Genomic DNA, 17251 nt, shown 5'->3' with positions numbered 1-17251 from the left:
GCCGCCGGGGGGGCGGACCCCCCCGCCGGTCCGCCGCGCCGGATGACACACTGACGCCATGGACGAGCGCACTTTCGACAGGTCGGGCCAGCACGCTTCCGTGATCGGTCTCGGCACATGGCAACTCGGGGCGGACTGGGGCGACGTCGACGACAAGGAGGCCCTCGCGGTACTGGAGGCCGCCGCGGAGTCGGGCGTCACCTTCTTCGACACCGCCGACGTCTACGGCGACGGACGCAGCGAACAGACCATCGCGTCCTTCCTGAGCGGACGGCCCGACCTGCACGTGCTGGTCGCGACCAAGATGGGCCGCCGGGTCGACCAGATCCCGGAGAACTACGTCCTGGACAACTTCCGCGCCTGGAACGACCGTTCGCGCCGCAACCTCGGCGTCGACCGCATCGACCTGGTGCAGCTGCACTGCCCGCCCACCCCCGTCTACTCCACCGACGAGGTCTTCGACGCCCTCGACACCCTGGTGGCGGAGGAACGCATCGCCGCCTACGGCGTCAGCGTGGAGACCTGCGCGGAGGCGCTCACCGCGATCGCCCGGCCGAACGTGGCAAGCGTGCAGATCATCCTCAACCCGTTCCGCATGAAGCCGCTGCGCGAGGTGCTGCCCGCCGCCCGAGCGGCCGGCGTCGGCATCATCGCCCGCGTCCCGCTCGCCTCCGGACTGCTCTCCGGCAAGTACACCAAGGACACCGTCTTCGCCGAGAACGACCACCGCACCTACAACCGGCACGGCGAGGCCTTCGACCAGGGCGAGACGTTCTCCGGCGTCGACTACGCGACCGGCGTCGAGGCCGCCGCCGAGTTCGCCGACCTCGCCCCCGACGGATACACCCCCGCCCAGCTGGCGCTGCGCTGGATCGTCCAGCAGCCCGGCGTCACCACCGTCATCCCCGGCGCCCGCTCGCCCGAGCAGGCCCGCGCCAACGCGGCCGCCGCCCGGCTGCCGGAACTGTCCGGGGCGACCCTCGACGCCATCCGGGACCTCTACGAGCGGCGGATCCGGGAACAGGTGGAAAACCGCTGGTAGCAGCGGACGGACGGCCGTTTCCGGCAAGGACGGCGGCTTTCGGGGAACCCTGGTGTGCGGACGTATCGACGACGCACACCAGGGAGGCACCGTGTCGGACACGGAGCGGGGCGAGAGCAGGCGCCGGGGACGCAACGAGACCGAGGAGGAGAGAGCGGACCGGATGTGGCAGGAACTCATCCAGGAGGTCCGCGTCGCCCAGATGGGCGTGCAGATCCTCTTCGGTTTCCTGCTGACGGTCGTGTTCACCCCGACGTACGCCAAGCTGTCCGACACCGACCAGACGATCTACATCGTGACGGTCGTGCTGGGCGCCTGCGCCACCGGCGCGCTCATCGGCCCGGTGTCGCTGCACCGGCTCGTCTCGGGGCGGCGCATCAAACCGCAGGCGGTGCAGTGGGCCTCCCGGCTCACCCTGCTCGGCCTCCTGCTGCTGCTCGCCACCACCAGCTCCTCCCTGCTGCTCATCCTGCGGGTGGCCACCGACGACGACTTCGTGCCGTACCTGGTGACCGGAGTGGTGTGCTGGTACCTGCTGTGCTGGTTCGGCCTGCCGATGTGGACCCGGTACCGCCACACGTCGCGGTGACGGCGGACGGGCCCGGGGCCGTCCGCCCCGGGCCCGGACTCACCCGGCGAGCACGTCCGCGAGGAAGTCGTCGACCCGGACCTCCTCCTGACCCGGCGCCACCATCCTGCGGGTCTCGTGCAGGAACTCGCCGATCGTCTCCGCCCAGGCGAACACCACCGCGTGGTGCCGGCCGCCGTCGGCACGCGCCTCACCGAGGAACTCCATCCGCAGCTCCCGGCCCACGCCACGGGACTGCGGCGCCAACCGCACGTCCCCGATGCCCACCGGACGGGTCAGCCCCTCGGTGACCATCTCCCGGTCCAGCTGCCAGCGCGCCAGGACCCGTCCGTCGTGACTGAAGACGATGGTGACGGCGAACGGGTCGGACGGGTCGTAGCTCAGGTGGGCGAGCACGGGGAAGCGATCCGTGTCGCCCGCCTGGAGCTCCACCACCAGGGTCTTGTGCACGAACGAGTTCACTACGGGCCTCCGGGAAGTACGACGTAGAGCCCTCTAGTACCCCGCATCCCCACGAGATGCTCAGCCCTACGGGTGAATCACCCACCGCCCCGGCCCGCCCCCGGCGTCAGCCGAAGGCGTCCCGCAGGGCCGGCAGCAGCGTCTTCTCCGACCAGTCCAGGTACCGGAGCTGCGACTCGCCGCCGATCTGCACCAGCGCGATCTCCGTGAAACCGGCCTCCGCGTACGGGCGTACGGCCTCGACGAAGTCCGCCGGGTCACTGCCGCACGGAATGGAGCCGGCGACGTCCTCGGGCCGCACGAACTGCGTCGCCGACGCGAAGGCGTCCGGATGCGGCAGTTCGGAATTGACCTTCCAGCCGTTGCCGAACCAGCGGAACTGGGAGTGGGCGCGTTCGACGGCCGCGTCCCGGTCGGGGTCGTAGCACACCGGCAGCTGCCCCACCCGCGGCTTGCCCCGGCCGCCGTGCCGGTCGAAGGCGTCCAGCAGATCCGCCTTCGGCTCGGTGGCGATCACCAGGTCGGCGAGCCGGCCGGCGAGGGCGCAGGACCGCTGACCGGACACCGCGATGCCGATCGGCGGCGGCTGCTCCGGCAGATCCCACAACCGGGCCGACTCGACGTCGAAGTGGGTGCCCCGGTGGTTCACGTGCCCGCCCTCGAACAGCGCCCGGATGATGTCCACCGCCTCCTCGAGCATCTCGTGCCGCACGTCCACCGACGGCCAGCCGCCGCCCACCACGTGCTCGTTGAGGTTCTCGCCCGAGCCGAGCCCCAGCCGGAACCGGCCCTCCGACAGCAGTTGCAGCGTCGCCGCCTTCTGCGCCACCACCGCCGGGTGGTAGCGGAACGTCGGGCAGGTCACGTACGTCATGAGCGGAATGCGCGACGTGGCCTGCGCGGCCGCGCCCAGCACGCTCCACGCGTACGGCGAGTGGCCCTGCGTGCGCAGCCAGGGGAAGTAGTGGTCCGAGGTCACCGAGAAGTCGAAGCCCGCCGCCTCGGCCCGCACCACGTGGTCGACCAGCTCCCGCGGCCCGGCCTGCTCGGTCATCATCGTGTATCCGATACGCACCATGCCGCCCGGGTCCCCGCGCGCGGCCCGTGGGAAACGAGGGATCACCGCCGCGCGCCCCGGGCAGGATGCCCCCATGACCGTCCGACCGCTGCCCACCGCCGCGCCCGCCGACCGGGGCGTCGACGCCGCCGGCGTCCACGCCTTCCTCGACGCCCTCGAAGCCGACCCGGACATCGAGCCGCACAGCCTGATGATCCTGCGCCACGGCCGGCTGGTGGCCTCCGGTTGGTGGGCGCCGTACACCGCCGGACGTCCCCAGCTGCTGTACTCGCTCAGCAAGAGCTTCACCGGCACCGCCGCCGCCCTCGCAGAGGCCGAGGGCCTGATCGACTTCGACGCCCCGGTGCTGTCGTACTTCCCGGAGTTCGCGGCCGACATCACCGACCCGCGCAGCCGCGCGACACTGGTCCGGCACATCGCGTCCATGGCCAGCGGACACGTACGCGAGACCGTCGACGAGGCATACGGCACCGACCCCGCCGAACCCGTGCGGGGGTTCCTGCTCCAGCCGCCGCAGCGCGACCCGGGCACCGTCTTCGCCTACAACCAGCCCACCACGTACACGCTCGGCGCGATCGTGCAGCGGGTCACCGGCCAGTCCCTCACCGCCTATCTGCGGCCCCGGCTGTTCGAGCCGCTCGGCATCGGCGAGGCGTGGTGGCTGCGGGACCGCACCGGCCGCGAGATCGGCTTCAGCGGACTGCACGCCACCACCGATGCCGTCGCGCGGCTGGGTCAGCTCTACCTGCGGGACGGGGTGTGGCGGGGCGAGCGGCTGCTGCCCGAGGGATGGGTCGCCCGCGCCTCCCGCCCGCACATACCGACCGCCGGGGCGATGGGCGAGCAGGACCGGCAGGACTGGGACCGGGGCTACGGCCACCAGTTCTGGATGTCCCGGCACGGCTACCGCGGCGACGGGGCGTACGGGCAGTACTGCCTGGTGCTGCCCGAGCAGGACGCGGTGATCGCCGCGACGGCCGCGACCGAGCGGATGCAGGAGTACCTGAACCTGGTCTGGCAGCACCTCCTGCCCGCGTTCCGCCCCGGGCCGCTGCCCGGCCGACAGGCCGCGGACGCCGCCCTGCGGGAGCGCCTGGAACGGCTCGCGCTGCCCCCGGCCGACGGCGGCCCCGTGCCGAGCGACCGGGCCCGGGAGTGGTCCGGCGCCGTCTTCACCCCGGACGGCGGAGTGTGCGCGGACCAGCCGGGACTGACCGGGGCCGAGGTCACCGAGGACGCGGACGGCGGCTGGACGGTCACCCTCACCGACGGCGGACGGCGGCTGGACCTGCGGCTCGGCGCGACCGACGGCCGAGGCGGTCGGGACGGGCACGGCTGGACGGTCACCGAAGGGGATCCGGCCACGGCCGTGAGCGGCGGCTGGACCGACGGCGACACCCTCGCCGTGGACGCCGTGTTCCTGGAGACGCCGCACCGCCTCCGGGTGACCTGTACCCTCACCGGCGGCACCTTCACCGCGCACTGGCACACCCGTCCGCTGCACGCGGCACCCCTGCACGCGCTGCGCGCCCCGCGCGGCCCGCGCTGACCGGCGTCTTTCGGCCGGACCTGCCCGGACCCCGCGGCCCCGCCACGCTCCGCATGACAGGCGCTCAGGGCCGGAACGTCCGCAGGAAGGTCCGCAGCGCCTCCCGGCTCCCGGGTTCCGCCCAGCCGTCGGCCGGGGTCGTCCAGCGCAGCGAGAAGCCGCGCCCGCCGCCGAGGAGGAAACCGCGGCCGAAGGTGCGCACCCGGGTGCCGTCGGCCGCCGTGAACCACTCCATGTCGGCGGCCTCGCGGCCCCGGTACGTCGTCGCCCGGATCCCGCCGATCCGCCGGTAGCCGCCGGACCGCCGCAGCAGCGGTTCCACGTCGTCCCGCCACACGGCGACGGCGTCCGTCCCGACGCGCTCGCTGTAGGTGACGGCGAGCCGGCGGGGATCGTCGTCCGCGCCGAAGGTGACGCGGTAGGCGAGGCCGGACACGCCTGAGGTGTCCAGCCGCTGCCAGCCCGCGGGCAGCGCGACGGAGAAGCCCTCCGGAGCGTGCAGGGTGCGGTAGCCGGGCGGGAGGCCCGCCGACCCCGGCGGGCCGGTCGGGGCCGGGGCGGCACCCCGGCCGCCGGGCTCGGGGTCGTCCCGCCCGGAGTCCGGCGGTCCGGACCCGGTCGGCCCGGACGCCGAGGCCGGTGGCGGACCGGACGAGGTGCCGGTCGCGGTGCCGGGCAGCCCGCGCGTCGCGGCGAGCACGAGGGCCGCCACGCCCGCGGCGGCCGGCACGGCCCCGAGCACCACGGCCCGCCTGCTCACCTCCCGGCCCGCACACAGCAGAGCGGGGGAGTGCCCGCCGCGCGGCCGGATGTCCGGCCCCGCCGTCGGGGCGGCACCGGCGTCCTCGCGGACCACACGGGCGAGCGCCTCGCGCACCGCCGCACCGGTGGGCCGCTCCCGCGCCTCCTTGCACAGCAGCCCCTGGACGACCGGCGTGAGCGGCCCGGCCCGCACGGGCGCGCGAAGCGGCAGCCGGTCCACGCCCCTGAGCGTGGCCTCGAACCGGCCCCGGTCCCGGAACGGGGCACGGCCCTCGCACAGCGCGTAGAGGATCGCGCCCAGCGCCCACAGGTCCGCGGCCGGCCCGGCGGGTTCACCGCGGGCCTGTTCCGGCGCGGCGTACGACGGTGCCGTCAGCCGGGGCGCCGGCGTGGTGCCGGTCAGGCCGTACCCGGCGACGACGAGCGGGCCGCCCGGGCGCAGGAAGACCTCGCCGGGGCTCAGCTCGCCATGGGTGAGGCCCCCGGCGTGCGCGGCGTCCAGGACGTCGAGCAGGTCCAGCCCGGTCCGCGCCGCCCGCACCGGGTCGAACGCGCCCTCCCCGGCGAGGACGTCGTCCAACGGCGTGCCGTCGATCCAGGCGGTGACGATCCACAGGAAACCCGCCTCCACGGCCGTCTCGACCACGGTGGCGGTCCGCTCAGGGCACAGCCGGGACACGATGCCGGCCGTTCGCAGGACACGGGACGGCGCGCGGCGCACGGCGTCACCGGCGTCGGGCGGGAGCCCGATCCGGGTGACCAGGAACGGGCGGCCCGTCCGCAGGTCGTCGGCGTACCAGCGGACGCGGTTGGTCTCGCGGTGGGTGATCTCGACCGGCCGGAACCGTCCGGCGACCGGCCGGTCCGTGGAGACGTGCGCCCTGCCCATGGCCATCCCTCGTCGCACCGCTGCTCGACCCTGCACCCCGGAGGTACGGGGGAGAGGCGGGGCCCGTTCAACGAGGCGGCCCGGATCCGTCCCGGCGGCCGCGACGGTCAGCGCAGCCGGAAGTGCTCCGCCCAGGCGATCATGTCGCCGGTGGTGGCGTTGCCGCCGCACACCACCAGCCCGAGCCGCGCACCCTCACCGACCCGCTCCAGCACCCGCCGCGCGGCGGGCAGCAGACAGCCGGCGGCCGGCTCCGCCCACACCTTGGCGTGGTCCGCCAGGTCGAGCGAGCCCCGCACCGCCTCCCGGTCCGGCACCACCAGCACCTCGTGGACCAGCGCCGAGACATGCTCGTACGTCAGCCGCGACACGGCGGGGGCGCTGAGCGTGGAGACGATCGACGTCAGCTTCACGGGGACCGGGCCGCCCGCCGCCAGCGCCTGCGACATCGCCTGCGCGCCCTCCGTCTCCACGCCCCAGATCCGCACCCCGGGCCGCAGGGCCCGCAGCGCCGCCGCCACCCCGGAGATCAGCCCGCCGCCCCCGATGCTCACCAGCACGTCGGTCAGTTCACCGGCGTCCGCGGCGAACTCCAGGCCCACCGTGCCCTGTCCGGCGATCACCACCGGGTCGTCGAAGGGGTGGACCAGGGTCAGCCCTTCCTCTCGGAGCCGGGCCGTCAGGTCGAAGGCGCCGTCCATGTCGTCGGTGAGCCGCACCGACGCGCCGGCCGACTCCGCGATCTCCACGGCCCGCGCCGGCGCCGAACGGGGCATCACGACGGTGGCCTTCACATCGAGGGCGGCGGCCATGACCGCCAGCGCGATGCCGTGGTTGCCGCCGCTGACCGCGACGACCCCGGCGGCCCGCTCGGCCTCGCCCAGCGACAACAGCTTCGCCGCCGCACCGCGCACCTTGAACGAACCGGTGCGCTGCAGCAGTTCCAGCTTGGCCGTGACCGGGACGCCGAGCAGCGCCGACAGCCCGGGGCTCGGCACGGTCGGCGTCCGCACCACATGTCCGGCGATCCGCTCGGCCGCGGTTTCGATGCCGGCGATCTCGATCACGACTGCCACCTCTCCGGCACGGGGCGTGATCCGTGCCCGGACCCACCCTGACCCGCGCCCCGGCCGAGGTCAACATCGTTCAGTGCTGCTGGGCCTTCTGCGGCGTCGCCTCACTGGGCCGGACGACGACATGGCCCTCACCCTGCAGCATCAGCTGCACGGCCTCGCCCGACCCGCCGCGCAGCATCGAGCCCAGTGACTGCGACCGGTGCAGCGAGGTGGTCAGGCCGGCGGTCCAGCCGACGATCGCGTCCGTGTCCACGTGGACCGGGTACTGCGGCGACACCGGGATGACGAGCGGCTCGCCCTCGCAGACCAGTCCCAGCCGGCCGTGCCCGCTGAACACGCTGTTGAACAGGCCGCCACCGGTGATGCCGGCGCCCTTCACCGTGGCGATGCGGTACGACAGCGTGGCGTCGAAGCACAGCACGTTGCGGCCGTTGACGGTGAACTCGTCACCGGACTCGACCTCCACGACGAAGCAGTTCTGCGCCTCGTGAGCGAACCAGGCCTCGCCCTGTCCGCGCACCGCCATCAGCGGCAGCCCCTCGCCGGTCACCGCGCGCTTGAGCATGCCGCCCACGCCCTGGCCCTTGCGTTCGAACTGCAGGTTCCCGCGGTAGGCGATCATCGCGCCCTGGCGGGCGAGCATCTCGCCGTCGACCGTGTAGCGGACGCACTTGGTGTTCTCGACCGTCATGCCCGGCGCCGTGGCGGGCCGGATCATGTGCCGACTGGAAAACAGGTCACCCTTCATGGAGGCATCCTCGCCCGGAGCCCCGGCTTCCGCCAGGACCGCCCGACTTCGCCGGGTACTCGGCCGGCTCCCGTCAGGCGCCGAGGAGTTGCGTCCAGTACGTGCCCGCCCGGCCGCCGCCCGCGAAACCGACGCCGATGTGGGTGAAGTCGGCCTTGAGGATGTTGGCGCGGTGACCGGGGCTGTTCATCCAGCCCTGGACGACCTCGGCGGCCGAGCGCTGGCCGCAGGCGATGTTCTCGCCGATGGTGCGGCGCGTGGAGCCCGCCGCGGCGGCCCGGTCCCAGGGCCGGCTGCCGTCGGGCGCGGTGTGGGAGTAGAAGTCGCGGGCCACCATGTCGGCGCTGTGCGCCTGGGCGGCCGTGGTCAGCAGGGGATCGCGGGACAGGAGCGGCAGCCCGGCCCGCGCGCGCTCCCGGTTGGTGAGGTCGACGACCTCGGCGGCCGTGCGGTCCAGGCCCTCCGGGGTGAGCGGACCGGCCCACAGCGCCGTCCAGTAGGTGTCCCCGAACCCGCCGCCGCCGGCGCCCGCCAGCGCGGCGTGCGTGAACGCCGGGTCGCACACGGTGCGCCGGGCCGTGTCGTGGCGCAGACAGTGGTCGACGAACGCGGAGACGGTGAGCGGGCCGGAGACCAGGTGCTCGCCGACGGCCAGGTACGGGTATCCGGCGGCGACGACGCGCTGGTACACCGAGACACCGTCCACGCCCTCCACGCCGAGGCTCCCGCCCCGCGCCATCATGGCGGCGTGCTCCCGGGCCGCGTCGGCCAGCCGCGCGTCATGGGTGACCGGCGGGGAACCGGCCGCGGCCCGGGCGGAGTTGACCAGCTCGAAGAAGCCGTCACCGGCGGGCGCGGGGGAGGCGGGCGGTGGCGGCGCCACGGGGCGCGGCGGGACGGCGGGGCGCGGCGGGGGCACCGGTCGTGCGGGTGCGGCCACCGTGCCCGGCGGGCCCGGTACGCCCGGCGCACCCGGTGGTCCCGCCACGGCCGGTGCCGTCCCGCCGGCGGCCGCACCGTCGTCCTCCACGTCCACGCCGAAGTCCCGGGCGAGTCCGGCCAGTCCGTCGGCGTACCCCTGGCCCAGCGCGCGCAGTTTCCAGCCGGTGCCGCGCCGGTAGACCTCCGCGAGGAGCAGCACGGTCTCCTGCCGGGGGCGGGGCGGGGCGAACCGGGCCAGCGGGCGCCCGCCGGCGTCGGCGACCCGGAGGACGGGCGCGGGCAGGGCACTCAGCGGGGTGCCGGGTTCGGCGGCGCTGACGGCCACCGTGACCCGGGTGGCGCCGGGGCGCAGCGACGGCGGGTCGACGGTGAGCGTGTCACCGGCGAGCCGGGCTCCCGGGGCGGCCGGCTGGTTGTAGAACACGAAGTCCGCGTCGTCGCGCACCTTTCCACCGTCGTCCGTGATCAGCGCGGAGACGTCGAACGGCCCGGGCACCCGGACGGTCACGGCACCGCCCGGCAGGGGCAGGTTGCCGCCGGGGACCAAGTCGCTCATCACGCCGCCCTGATGTCGTCGTCCACCCACCGGTGAGGGTGTGTCCGGACAACGAGGAGCGGTACGCCGGGGTTCCCGACGTGCGCGCGGTCGCGGCGGCGGCTCAGCGGTGCAGCGCCCGCGCCCAGTCCTCGGGGACCCGGCCGGCCGGGCCGGGCGACGGCTGGTCGGCCGGGTGGCTCAGGGGCGGGGCGAGTTCGTGACCGGACTCGTGCAGTGCGTCGGTGGCGTAGTTCCAGAACCAGTCCTCGCCCGGCTCGTAACTGCGCACCACCGGATGCCCGGTGGCCCGGTAGTGCGCCGTGGCGTGCTGCCCGGGCGAGCTGTCGCAGCAGCCGACGTGTCCGCACTGCGCGCAGCGCCGCAGATGGAACCACCACCCGCCGGCCGCGTCGCAGTCGGCGCAGCCGGGGCCGGTCGGCGGGATGCGGGGGTCGATGGCGTGCTCACCGGTCATGCGGACTCCTCGGGGATGCCGTCGGGTGCGTCGTCGGGGGCCGGGGCGGTGAGCGGGAGCAGCACCTGGAAGCGGGTGTCGCCCGGCTCGGACTCGAAGTGCAGGCTCCCGTGGTGCTTGTCGACCACGATCCGCCAGCAGATGTCCAGGCCCAGCCCGGTGCCCTCGCCGACCGGTTTGGTGGTGAAGAACGGGTCGAAGACCCGGTCGCGGACCTCCGCCGGGATGCCCGCACCGGTGTCGCGGAACTCCACCAGCAGCCGGTCGTGGTCCCGTGCGGTGCGCACCGTCAGCGTGCCCTCGGCGTCCTGGCCGTCCGGGCCGCGCATGGCGGCGACCGCGTTGTCGATCAGGTTGGTCCACACCTGGTTCAGCTCCGCCGGGTACGCCGGGATGCGCGGCAGCGTGCGGTCGTACTCCTTGACCACCTTGATCCGCGGACCGGTCTTCCCGGACAGCATCAGCAGGGTGCTGTCGAGGAGTTCGTGCACGTCGGCGACCTGGAACGGGGCGCGGTCGAGCTGCGAGTACTGCTTGGCGGCGTCCACCAGGTGCGAGATGCGGTTCGTGGAGTCGGCAATCTCGTCCATCAGCAGCTCGGTCTCGACGGTGTAGCCGATCCAGCCGATCGCTCCCGGAAGGGTCTCCTCGTCCACGGCGGCGGCGATCTGCTCCAGCCAGTCCGAGTCGAGCCCGGCCTGCACGAAGACCGGCGCGATCCGCCAGCCCTCGGTGATGCCGTGGTCGTCCAGCCAGTCGGAGAGCGCGTCCTCACGGTCCGCGGCCTCCAGGGGGCCGAGCACGGGCGCCTTGGCGACGCGTTCGGCGGTGCGCTCCTGGAACTCGATCAGGTTCGCCAGCGTCTCGCGGTCGTAGGTGCCCGCGGAGATCATGCGCAGCTTGTGCCGCATCTTGCCCACGCGTTCACGCAGCGTCGCGGTGGCCCGTACGGCCGCCGCGGCCGGGTTGTTCAGCTCGTGCGTCAGCCCCGCCGACAACGAGCCGAGCGCCAGCAGCCGCTCCCGCTGCCCGATCGCCCGCTGGGTGCTCTTCGAACCGAAGAACAGCCCCTCCAGGAGGTGGACCGCCATCGGGAACCACTCCTGCATGATGCTCGCGAACGTGTCCGCGGGCAGCACGAAGAACCGCGTCGGCTCGGTCACCCGCATCGAGATGTTGTAGACCTGCCGCACCCGGTCCCCGAGGTAGGCCTGCATGGCTCCCGCGTACACGCCGCGCTGGGAGGTGCGGCTGACCTCCACGTCGTCGCCGCCGACCCGGCGGGACAGCACGACCGTGCCCTCCAGCATCACGTAGAAGCACGTGGCGGGCTCGCCCTCGGCGTACACGGGCCCGGGGCCGAAGCCCTCCACGCGGCCCTCGGCGCACAGCCGTCCGAGCTGCTCGGGAGCGAGCTTCTCGAACAGGAACAGCGAGCCGATCTCCCGCGGGCTGCACGGCAGGGGCCGCCCGCTCACGACTGCTCCAGATACCGGTGGACGAGCATCACGGCCATGGCTCCCTCTCCGACGGCGGACGCGACCCGCTTGGCGGACTCCGCGCGGGCGTCGCCCGCGACGAACACCCCGGGCACGTTGGTCTCCAGGTGGTACGGCGGCCGGTCCAGTTCCCACCCCGCGGGCGGCCGCCCGTCGGCGGTCAGATCGGGCCCGGCGAGGATGAAACCGCGCTCGTCCCGCAGCACCGTCCCGTCCAGCCAGCCGGTCAGCGGGGCGGCGCCGATGAACACGAACAACCACTGCGCGTCCACGAGTTCACTGCGCCCGCCGGCCGTGTCGCGCAACGTCAGCTGCCGCAGCCGGCCGTCGCCGTGCGCGCCCTCGACGACCGTGCCGCACCGCACCGAGATGTTCGGCGCCTGCTCGATCTGCCGGATCAGGTAGTGCGACATCGACGCCGACAGGTCCGGCCCGCGCACCAGCAGCGTCACCGACTTCGCGAACCGGGCCAGGTACATCGCGGCCTGCCCGGCCGAGTTGGCGCCGCCGACGACGTACACGTCGTGGCCCTGGCAGGCGGCGGCCTCGGTCAGCGCCGAACCGTAGAACACGCCGCAGCCGTTGAGCTCGTCGCAGCCCGGCGCCGCCAACTGCCGGTAGCTCACCCCGGTCGCCAGGATGACGCTGTGCGCGGCGACCGCCGAGCCGTCGGAGAACCGTACGATCCGGGCGGAGCCGTTGACCTCCAGACCCGTCACCTCGCGCGCGGTGAGGATCTCGGCGCCGAACTTCGCCGCCTGCCGGCGCGCCCGCTCGGTGAGCTGGGCCCCCGACACCCCGTCGGGGAAGCCGAGGTAGTTCTCGATGCGCGAGCTCTGGCCGGCCTGCCCGCCGGTCGCCGACCGTTCCACCAGCACCGTCCGCAGCCCTTCCGAGGCCCCGTACACCGCCGCGCCGAGCCCCGCCGGGCCGCCGCCGATCACCACCAGGTCGTAGAAGTCGGCCGTCGGGGTCGTCTCCAGTCCGACCCGGGCGGCGAGGTCCACGGCCTCCGGTTCCACCAACGGCGTCCCGTCCGGTGTGATCACCACCGGCAGCCGCGTCCCGTCCTCGCCCGCGGCGGCCAGCAGCCGTCTGCCCTCCGGCTCCTCGGACGAGTACCAGCGGTAGGGCACCTGGTTGCGGGCCAGGAACTCCCGTACGTCCGAGGAGCGCGCCGACCAGCGGTGGCCGACCACCTTGGTGCTGGGCACGGGGCGGTGGTCGCTCGACCGCCAGGCGTCCAGCAGGTCGTCGACGACCGGGTAGAGCTTCTCCTCCGGCGGGTCCCACGGCTTGAGCAGGTAGTGGTCGAGGTCCACCACGTTGATCGCGTCGATCGCCGCGTCGGTGTCCGCGTACGCGGTCAGCAGCACCCGGCGCGCGCCCGGGTGGATGTCCATGGCCTGTTCGAGGAACTCGATGCCGTTCATGCGCGGCATCCGGTAGTCGGCGAGGATCACGGCCACCGCGTCGCCGCGCAGCTTCAGCTCGCGCAGCGCGTCCAGCGCGGACTCCCCGGACTCCGCGCGCACGATCCGGTACGACGCCCCGTAGCGCCGCCTGAGGTCCCGGGCCACGGCGCGGGACACCCCGGGGTCGTCGTCCACGGTCATGATGACGGTCCGTGCCGTGTCGGCGGCCTGTGCCATACGTCCCCCACGTCCTGCGTTCGGTCCCACGGCACGGCGGGCCCGATGCGTCCGAGGCCGCGCCGGCCCCGGCCATCGTATGGCTGTTCGTGCCCGCGCGCTCGGCCACGGTGGCCGCCGCACCGCGGCTGCCGAGTCACCGCGGGCCCGTGGGGAAGACTGGACCACGCGGAAGAGACACGACCCCCGGGAGGACAGCCGCATGACGCGCCCGATCACGGCAGGGATCGACGGAACCGAGCAGAGCCTCGACGCGCTGGCCTGGGCGGCACGGGAGGCGGTCCGCCGGGGACTGCCGCTCAGGGTGGTGCACGCCTGGCGGGTCGAGGAGCACGACGCGGTGGACACCGGCGACCGCGCGACCCAGGAGCGGTGGGTGCGCGAGTCGGCCGAGTCGGCGGTGCACGCCGTCCGCGAACGGCACCCGGATCTCGCCGTCACCGTGGACGTCCTGGAGGGCGACGCCGTGGACACGCTGACCGGGGCCGCCGCGGACGCGGAGATGCTGGTGCTCGGCTCGCGCGGACACGGGCCGATCGTGGGGTTCCTGGTCGGTTCGGTCGGCCAGCAGGTGATCGTGGACGCCGCGCGGCCGGTGGTGCTGGTCCGCGCCGGTGACCGGCCGTCGAACGAGGTCTCCGGGCACGAGATCGTCGTCGGGCAGGAGGGCCGGCCCGAGGACAGCGCCGCCGCGCTCGGCTTCGCCTTCGAGACCGCCGCCCGGCGCGGCGCCACCGTGCGCGCGGTGCGGGCCTGGACCCTGCCGCCGGTGTTCGCCTACAGCCCCGCCTCGCTCCAGCTCCTCGACGAGGCGGGCGGTCTGGAGCCGTTCGAGCGCAAGGGCCTGGCGGCGGCGCTCGCGCCGTGGCGGGAGCGCTACCCGGACGTCCACGTGGTGGAGCACGTGGAGATGGGCAGCGCCGGCCAGGTGCTGCTGTCGGTGGCGGGCACCGCCCAGCTGATGGTCGTCGGCCGCCGCGCCCGCCGTACGGCCGTGGGCGCCCGGATCGGCTCCGTGGCGCACGGCGTCCTGCACCACGCCGACTGCCCGGTGGCGGTCGTGCCGCCCGCCTGAGCGGGAACGCCCGGGGCCCGGCGGCGTCAGTCGGTGGTCGGCCGCAGGGACTCGCGGACCTTCGGCAGGATGTTCCTGATGTAGTCCTCGACGGCCGTGTCGAGCCCGATGTCGTGCTGCGCCCGCTCGGACAGGTACCAGCGGTGCTCCAGGAGTTCGTGGTAGATCTCCGCGGGATCCATCGGGCCGCGCAGCTCCGGCGGCACGGCCCGCACGGTGGGCCGGAACACCTCCCGCACCCAGCGGTGGGCGAGGACCTCGGGACGGGCGCCCAGGGGATCGTTCGGGGCGTAGTCGTCCTGGGTGGCCATCCAGCTCTCCAGGTCGTTCAGCAGCCGCCTGGCCTGGTTCTCCTCGGCGTCCAGGCCGGTCAGGCGCAGCAGCTGCCGCTGGTGGTGGCCGGCGTCGACGACCTTCGGCACGAAGGTGACCGTGTCGCCGTTGGAGGCGTGCTCGATCTGCATCTCGGCCACGTCGAAACCGAGGTCGTTGAGGCGGCGGATGCGGCGCTCGATGTAGTGGTACTTGCCCGCCGGGTACACGGAGGTGCGGGTCAGCTCCTGCCACAGGCTCTGGTAGCGGCCGCAGATCTCGGTGCCGAACTCGATCGGGTCGACGGAGGGGTGCAGCGCCCCGGACGCCTCCAGGTCCAGCAGCTCGCCGCTGATGTTGACGCGCGCCAGATCCAGGTCGTACTCGCGCTGGCCGACGCTGAGTTCGGGGTGCAGGTCGCCGGTCTCGGCGTCCACGAGGTAGGCGGCGTAGGCGCCCGCGTCCCGCCGGAACAGCGTGTTCGACAGCGAGCAGTCGCCCCACGCGAACCCGGCGAGGTGCAGCCGCACCAGCAGCACCGCGAGCGCGTCCATCAGCCGGTGCATGGTCGCCGGGCGCAGCGTCGTCTCGAACATCGACCGGTACGGCATCGAGCCGCCCAGGTGCCGGGTGATCAGGACGCTCTCCAGGGGCTCGCCCGCGGTGTCGGTGCGGCCGGTGACCACGGCGAGCGGGTCAACCGCCGGGATGCCGATCCGGTCCAGGTCGCGCAGCAGTTCGTACTCGCGCAGCGCGGGCCGCTGGGCGAGTTCCTTCACCGCGATCACCTCGTCGCCGGCGCGCGCGTAGCGCACCACGTGCCGGGAGATGCCGCGCGGCAGCGGCACCAGGTACCGGTCCGGCCACTCCTCCAGCGGCAGGTGCCACGGCAGTTCCAACAGGAGCGCGGGATGCTCCGGGTTGGTGGCGTTGATCTGCAGTGCCATGGCTCGGGTGTCCTCGTCTCGTGGGCGGTCCTCACCTCACCCTATTGCGCCCGCTCCCGCGCCAGCAGCGCCGCGTCCGCCACGGACCCCTCGTGCAGGGGCCCGTGGCCCGGCAGCAGCAGGTCGCCGTGGAGCGTCGCCAGGACGTCCAGCGACTCCAGGGCGGCCGCCCGCTCGTGGTGGAACATGTCCGGCAGCAGCTGCGGACCCCGGACACGGGAGGTGGGGTGACCGCTCACCAGCGCGTCGCCGGACACCACCGCGCCGACGCCGGGCAGGTGGAAGGCGCAGTGGCCGCCGGTGTGCCCGGGCGTGTGCACGGGCACCGGCCGGCCGGGCAGGTCGAGCGGGCCCGGCGCGGGGAACGGCCCGGGCGTGCCGACCGCGACGTCGGCCGTCCCGCCGGCCCGCAGGGCGTGCACCGCCCAGGGCGCCACACCGGGACGCCAGGCGTTGCGCAGTACCCGGCCGACGCCCACCTGGTGCAGGAAGTCCCGCCGGGCGTGCGGCACTTCGGCCTCGTGGGTGAGGACCGGCGTGCCGTGGGCGGCGCGCAGGTACTGGGCGGAGCCCAGGTGGTCGTTGTGGGCGTGGGTGATCAGCACGGCCGTCACCGCCTCCGGTGAACTCCCCACCTGCGCCAGTGAGTCGAGCAGCCGTTCCCGGTCGCCGGGGTAGCCGGTGTCGATCAGCGTGACCGCGTCGCCCTCGGTCAGGATCACCCAGTTGGTACTGGGCCCGTGCACCAGATAGGTGCCGTCCGCGACCTGTCGCACCGCTGCTCGCATCATCGTGCCGCGCTCCGTCGTCCGTCCCGAGGGGAGTGCCGGGAGGAGTTGCGTCGTTCCCGTCCCGGGAGGAGAAGGAAAGCAGACCGCCGGACGGGCGCGGACGCCGGGTCAGTTCACGCCGTGCGGGCGGAACTGGATGCTGATCCGGGGGCCGGTGGCGCGGGTGCTCTTGGGGACGGCGTGCTCCCAGGTGCGCTGGCAGGAGCCGCCCATCACGATGAGGTCGCCGTGGCCCAGCGGGCGGCGCACGGTGTCGCCGCCGCCCGCCGGGCGCAGCAGCAGGTCACGGGGCGCACCCACGGAGAGGATGGCGACCATCGTGTCCTCGCGGGCGCCCCGCCCGATCCGGTCGCCGTGCCAGGCGACGCTGTCCCGGCCGTCGCGGTAGTAGCACAGCCCGGCCGTGGCGAACGGCTCGCCCAGCTCGCCGGCGTAGTGCGCGCTGAGCGCGGCGCGCGCCTCGGCCAGCACCGGGTGCGGCAGCGGGTCGTCCGCGCCGTAGTACGAGAGCAGCCGGGGCACGTCCACGACGTGGTCGTACATCTGGCGCCGCTCCGCCCGCCACGGGACGTGCGCGGCCAGGTGCTCGAACAGTGCCCCGGACCCGCTGAGCCAGCCCGGCAGCACGTCGATCCAGGCGCCGCGGCCCAGCACGGTGCGGCGCACCGCGTCGAGCGGGCCGAGCCGCAGCTCGTCGTCCTGGTCGAAGAGCGATCCCTGCAACGCCCGGGGGTGGTGCGTGGTCATGGGACCAGCGTACTCCTGAATCGAATGTCTGTTCTAGATCGAGTGTGACGGGTCCCGTCGCCCGGCCCTGCGGGAAAA

16 protein-coding genes are annotated in these 17251 nt (G+C 74.1%); 4 read left to right on the top strand and 12 right to left on the bottom strand.

The genetic code is table 11. From position 1 onward, the window contains the following. Positions 1 to 58 precede the first annotated feature (58 nt). Together FGW31_RS02400 and FGW31_RS02395 are read left to right on the top strand one after the other, a co-directional pair. Positions 59 to 1042, top strand: a complete 984-nt coding sequence (locus FGW31_RS02400; RefSeq protein WP_142191619.1) for an aldo/keto reductase — start codon at positions 59 to 61, stop codon at positions 1040 to 1042. Positions 1043 to 1133: 91 nt separating this feature from the next. Continuing rightward, positions 1134 to 1631, top strand: coding sequence for a DUF6328 family protein (locus FGW31_RS02395; protein WP_142191618.1), 498 nt, complete (start codon positions 1134 to 1136; stop codon positions 1629 to 1631). 39 nt (positions 1632 to 1670) lie between these two features. Here FGW31_RS02395 and FGW31_RS02390 read toward each other — a convergent pair whose 3' ends face one another. Further along, on the bottom strand, positions 1671 to 2093 hold the full coding sequence (locus tag FGW31_RS02390) for an SsgA family sporulation/cell division regulator (protein WP_142191617.1): 423 nt from the start codon (positions 2091 to 2093) through the stop codon (positions 1671 to 1673). A gap of 106 nt (positions 2094 to 2199) precedes the next feature. Continuing rightward, positions 2200 to 3171, bottom strand: a complete 972-nt coding sequence (locus tag FGW31_RS02385) for an LLM class F420-dependent oxidoreductase (RefSeq protein WP_142191616.1) — start codon at positions 3169 to 3171, stop codon at positions 2200 to 2202. Positions 3172 to 3244: 73 nt separating this feature from the next. Here FGW31_RS02385 and FGW31_RS02380 point away from each other — a divergent pair, with 73 nt between their 5' ends. Continuing rightward, positions 3245 to 4720 (top strand): serine hydrolase domain-containing protein, encoded by a 1476-nt coding sequence (locus FGW31_RS02380; RefSeq protein WP_142191615.1) that lies wholly within the window; start codon positions 3245 to 3247, stop codon positions 4718 to 4720. Between the two features lie 64 nt (positions 4721 to 4784). On the opposite strand, the gene FGW31_RS02375 is transcribed toward FGW31_RS02380, so the two are convergent. The 7 genes from FGW31_RS02375 to FGW31_RS02345 all read right to left on the bottom strand — a co-directional run bounded on the left by FGW31_RS02375 (position 4785) and on the right by FGW31_RS02345 (position 13301). Beyond that, on the bottom strand, positions 4785 to 6371 hold the full coding sequence (locus FGW31_RS02375; RefSeq protein WP_182674421.1) for a serine/threonine protein kinase: 1587 nt from the start codon (positions 6369 to 6371) through the stop codon (positions 4785 to 4787). Between the two features lie 107 nt (positions 6372 to 6478). Further along, the gene (locus FGW31_RS02370; protein WP_142191613.1) at positions 6479 to 7438 is read right to left on the bottom strand and encodes a threonine/serine dehydratase; all 960 of its coding nucleotides are present in this window, start codon (positions 7436 to 7438) and stop codon (positions 6479 to 6481) included. Between the two features lie 79 nt (positions 7439 to 7517). Next, the gene (locus tag FGW31_RS02365; protein ID WP_142191612.1) at positions 7518 to 8195 is read right to left on the bottom strand and encodes an AIM24 family protein; all 678 of its coding nucleotides are present in this window, start codon (positions 8193 to 8195) and stop codon (positions 7518 to 7520) included. Positions 8196 to 8268: 73 nt separating this feature from the next. Then, entirely contained in the window at positions 8269 to 9693 is a 1425-nt protein-coding gene (locus tag FGW31_RS02360) for a CAP domain-containing protein (protein WP_142191611.1), read from the bottom strand. A gap of 103 nt (positions 9694 to 9796) precedes the next feature. Continuing rightward, on the bottom strand, positions 9797 to 10150 hold the full coding sequence (locus tag FGW31_RS02355) for a UBP-type zinc finger domain-containing protein (protein ID WP_142191610.1): 354 nt from the start codon (positions 10148 to 10150) through the stop codon (positions 9797 to 9799). Next, entirely contained in the window at positions 10147 to 11628 is a 1482-nt protein-coding gene (locus FGW31_RS02350) for an ATP-binding protein (protein ID WP_142191609.1), read from the bottom strand. The genes FGW31_RS02355 and FGW31_RS02350 overlap by 4 nt, the downstream gene beginning before the upstream one ends. Beyond that, positions 11625 to 13301 (bottom strand): NAD(P)/FAD-dependent oxidoreductase, encoded by a 1677-nt coding sequence (locus FGW31_RS02345; protein ID WP_142191608.1) that lies wholly within the window; start codon positions 13299 to 13301, stop codon positions 11625 to 11627. The genes FGW31_RS02350 and FGW31_RS02345 overlap by 4 nt, the downstream gene beginning before the upstream one ends. Before the next feature lie 202 nt (positions 13302 to 13503). On the opposite strand from FGW31_RS02345, the gene FGW31_RS02340 reads away from it, so the two are divergent. Then, the gene (locus tag FGW31_RS02340; RefSeq protein ID WP_142191607.1) at positions 13504 to 14376 is read left to right on the top strand and encodes a universal stress protein; all 873 of its coding nucleotides are present in this window, start codon (positions 13504 to 13506) and stop codon (positions 14374 to 14376) included. 26 nt (positions 14377 to 14402) lie between these two features. On the opposite strand, the gene FGW31_RS02335 is transcribed toward FGW31_RS02340, so the two are convergent. From FGW31_RS02335 to FGW31_RS02325, 3 genes are all read right to left on the bottom strand, one after another. After that, complete coding sequence (locus FGW31_RS02335; RefSeq protein ID WP_142191606.1) at positions 14403 to 15635, bottom strand: DUF4032 domain-containing protein; 1233 nt, start codon at positions 15633 to 15635, stop codon at positions 14403 to 14405. Between the two features lie 41 nt (positions 15636 to 15676). After that, positions 15677 to 16423, bottom strand: coding sequence for an MBL fold metallo-hydrolase (locus FGW31_RS02330; RefSeq protein ID WP_142191626.1), 747 nt, complete (start codon positions 16421 to 16423; stop codon positions 15677 to 15679). 111 nt (positions 16424 to 16534) lie between these two features. Next, positions 16535 to 17173: an alpha-ketoglutarate-dependent dioxygenase AlkB gene (locus FGW31_RS02325; RefSeq protein WP_142191605.1), complete on the bottom strand. Its 639-nt coding sequence runs from the start codon at positions 17171 to 17173 to the stop codon at positions 16535 to 16537. Positions 17174 to 17251: the final 78 nt, after the last annotated feature.

The sequence above is a fragment of the Streptomyces calvus genome (assembly GCF_006782915.1).
Classification (GTDB): Bacteria; Actinomycetota; Actinomycetes; order Streptomycetales; family Streptomycetaceae; genus Streptomyces; species Streptomyces calvus.
This window is presented reverse-complemented; position numbering and strand designations above follow the sequence as displayed.

Coding starts and splice junctions, on each gene's coding strand:
- FGW31_RS02400 (WP_142191619.1), top strand. CDS start 59: ATGGACGAGCGCACTTTCGACAGGTCGGGCCAGCACGCTTCCGTGATC.
- FGW31_RS02385 (WP_142191616.1), bottom strand. CDS start 3,171: ATGGTGCGTATCGGATACACGATGATGACCGAGCAGGCCGGGCCGCGG.
- FGW31_RS02380 (WP_142191615.1), top strand. CDS start 3,245: ATGACCGTCCGACCGCTGCCCACCGCCGCGCCCGCCGACCGGGGCGTC.
- FGW31_RS02375 (WP_182674421.1), bottom strand. CDS start 6,371: ATGGGCAGGGCGCACGTCTCCACGGACCGGCCGGTCGCCGGACGGTTC.
- FGW31_RS02365 (WP_142191612.1), bottom strand. CDS start 8,195: ATGAAGGGTGACCTGTTTTCCAGTCGGCACATGATCCGGCCCGCCACG.
- FGW31_RS02360 (WP_142191611.1), bottom strand. CDS start 9,693: ATGAGCGACTTGGTCCCCGGCGGCAACCTGCCCCTGCCGGGCGGTGCC.
- FGW31_RS02355 (WP_142191610.1), bottom strand. CDS start 10,150: ATGACCGGTGAGCACGCCATCGACCCCCGCATCCCGCCGACCGGCCCC.
- FGW31_RS02345 (WP_142191608.1), bottom strand. CDS start 13,301: ATGGCACAGGCCGCCGACACGGCACGGACCGTCATCATGACCGTGGAC.
- FGW31_RS02340 (WP_142191607.1), top strand. CDS start 13,504: ATGACGCGCCCGATCACGGCAGGGATCGACGGAACCGAGCAGAGCCTC.
- FGW31_RS02335 (WP_142191606.1), bottom strand. CDS start 15,635: ATGGCACTGCAGATCAACGCCACCAACCCGGAGCATCCCGCGCTCCTG.
- FGW31_RS02330 (WP_142191626.1), bottom strand. CDS start 16,423: ATGCGAGCAGCGGTGCGACAGGTCGCGGACGGCACCTATCTGGTGCAC.
- FGW31_RS02325 (WP_142191605.1), bottom strand. CDS start 17,173: ATGACCACGCACCACCCCCGGGCGTTGCAGGGATCGCTCTTCGACCAG.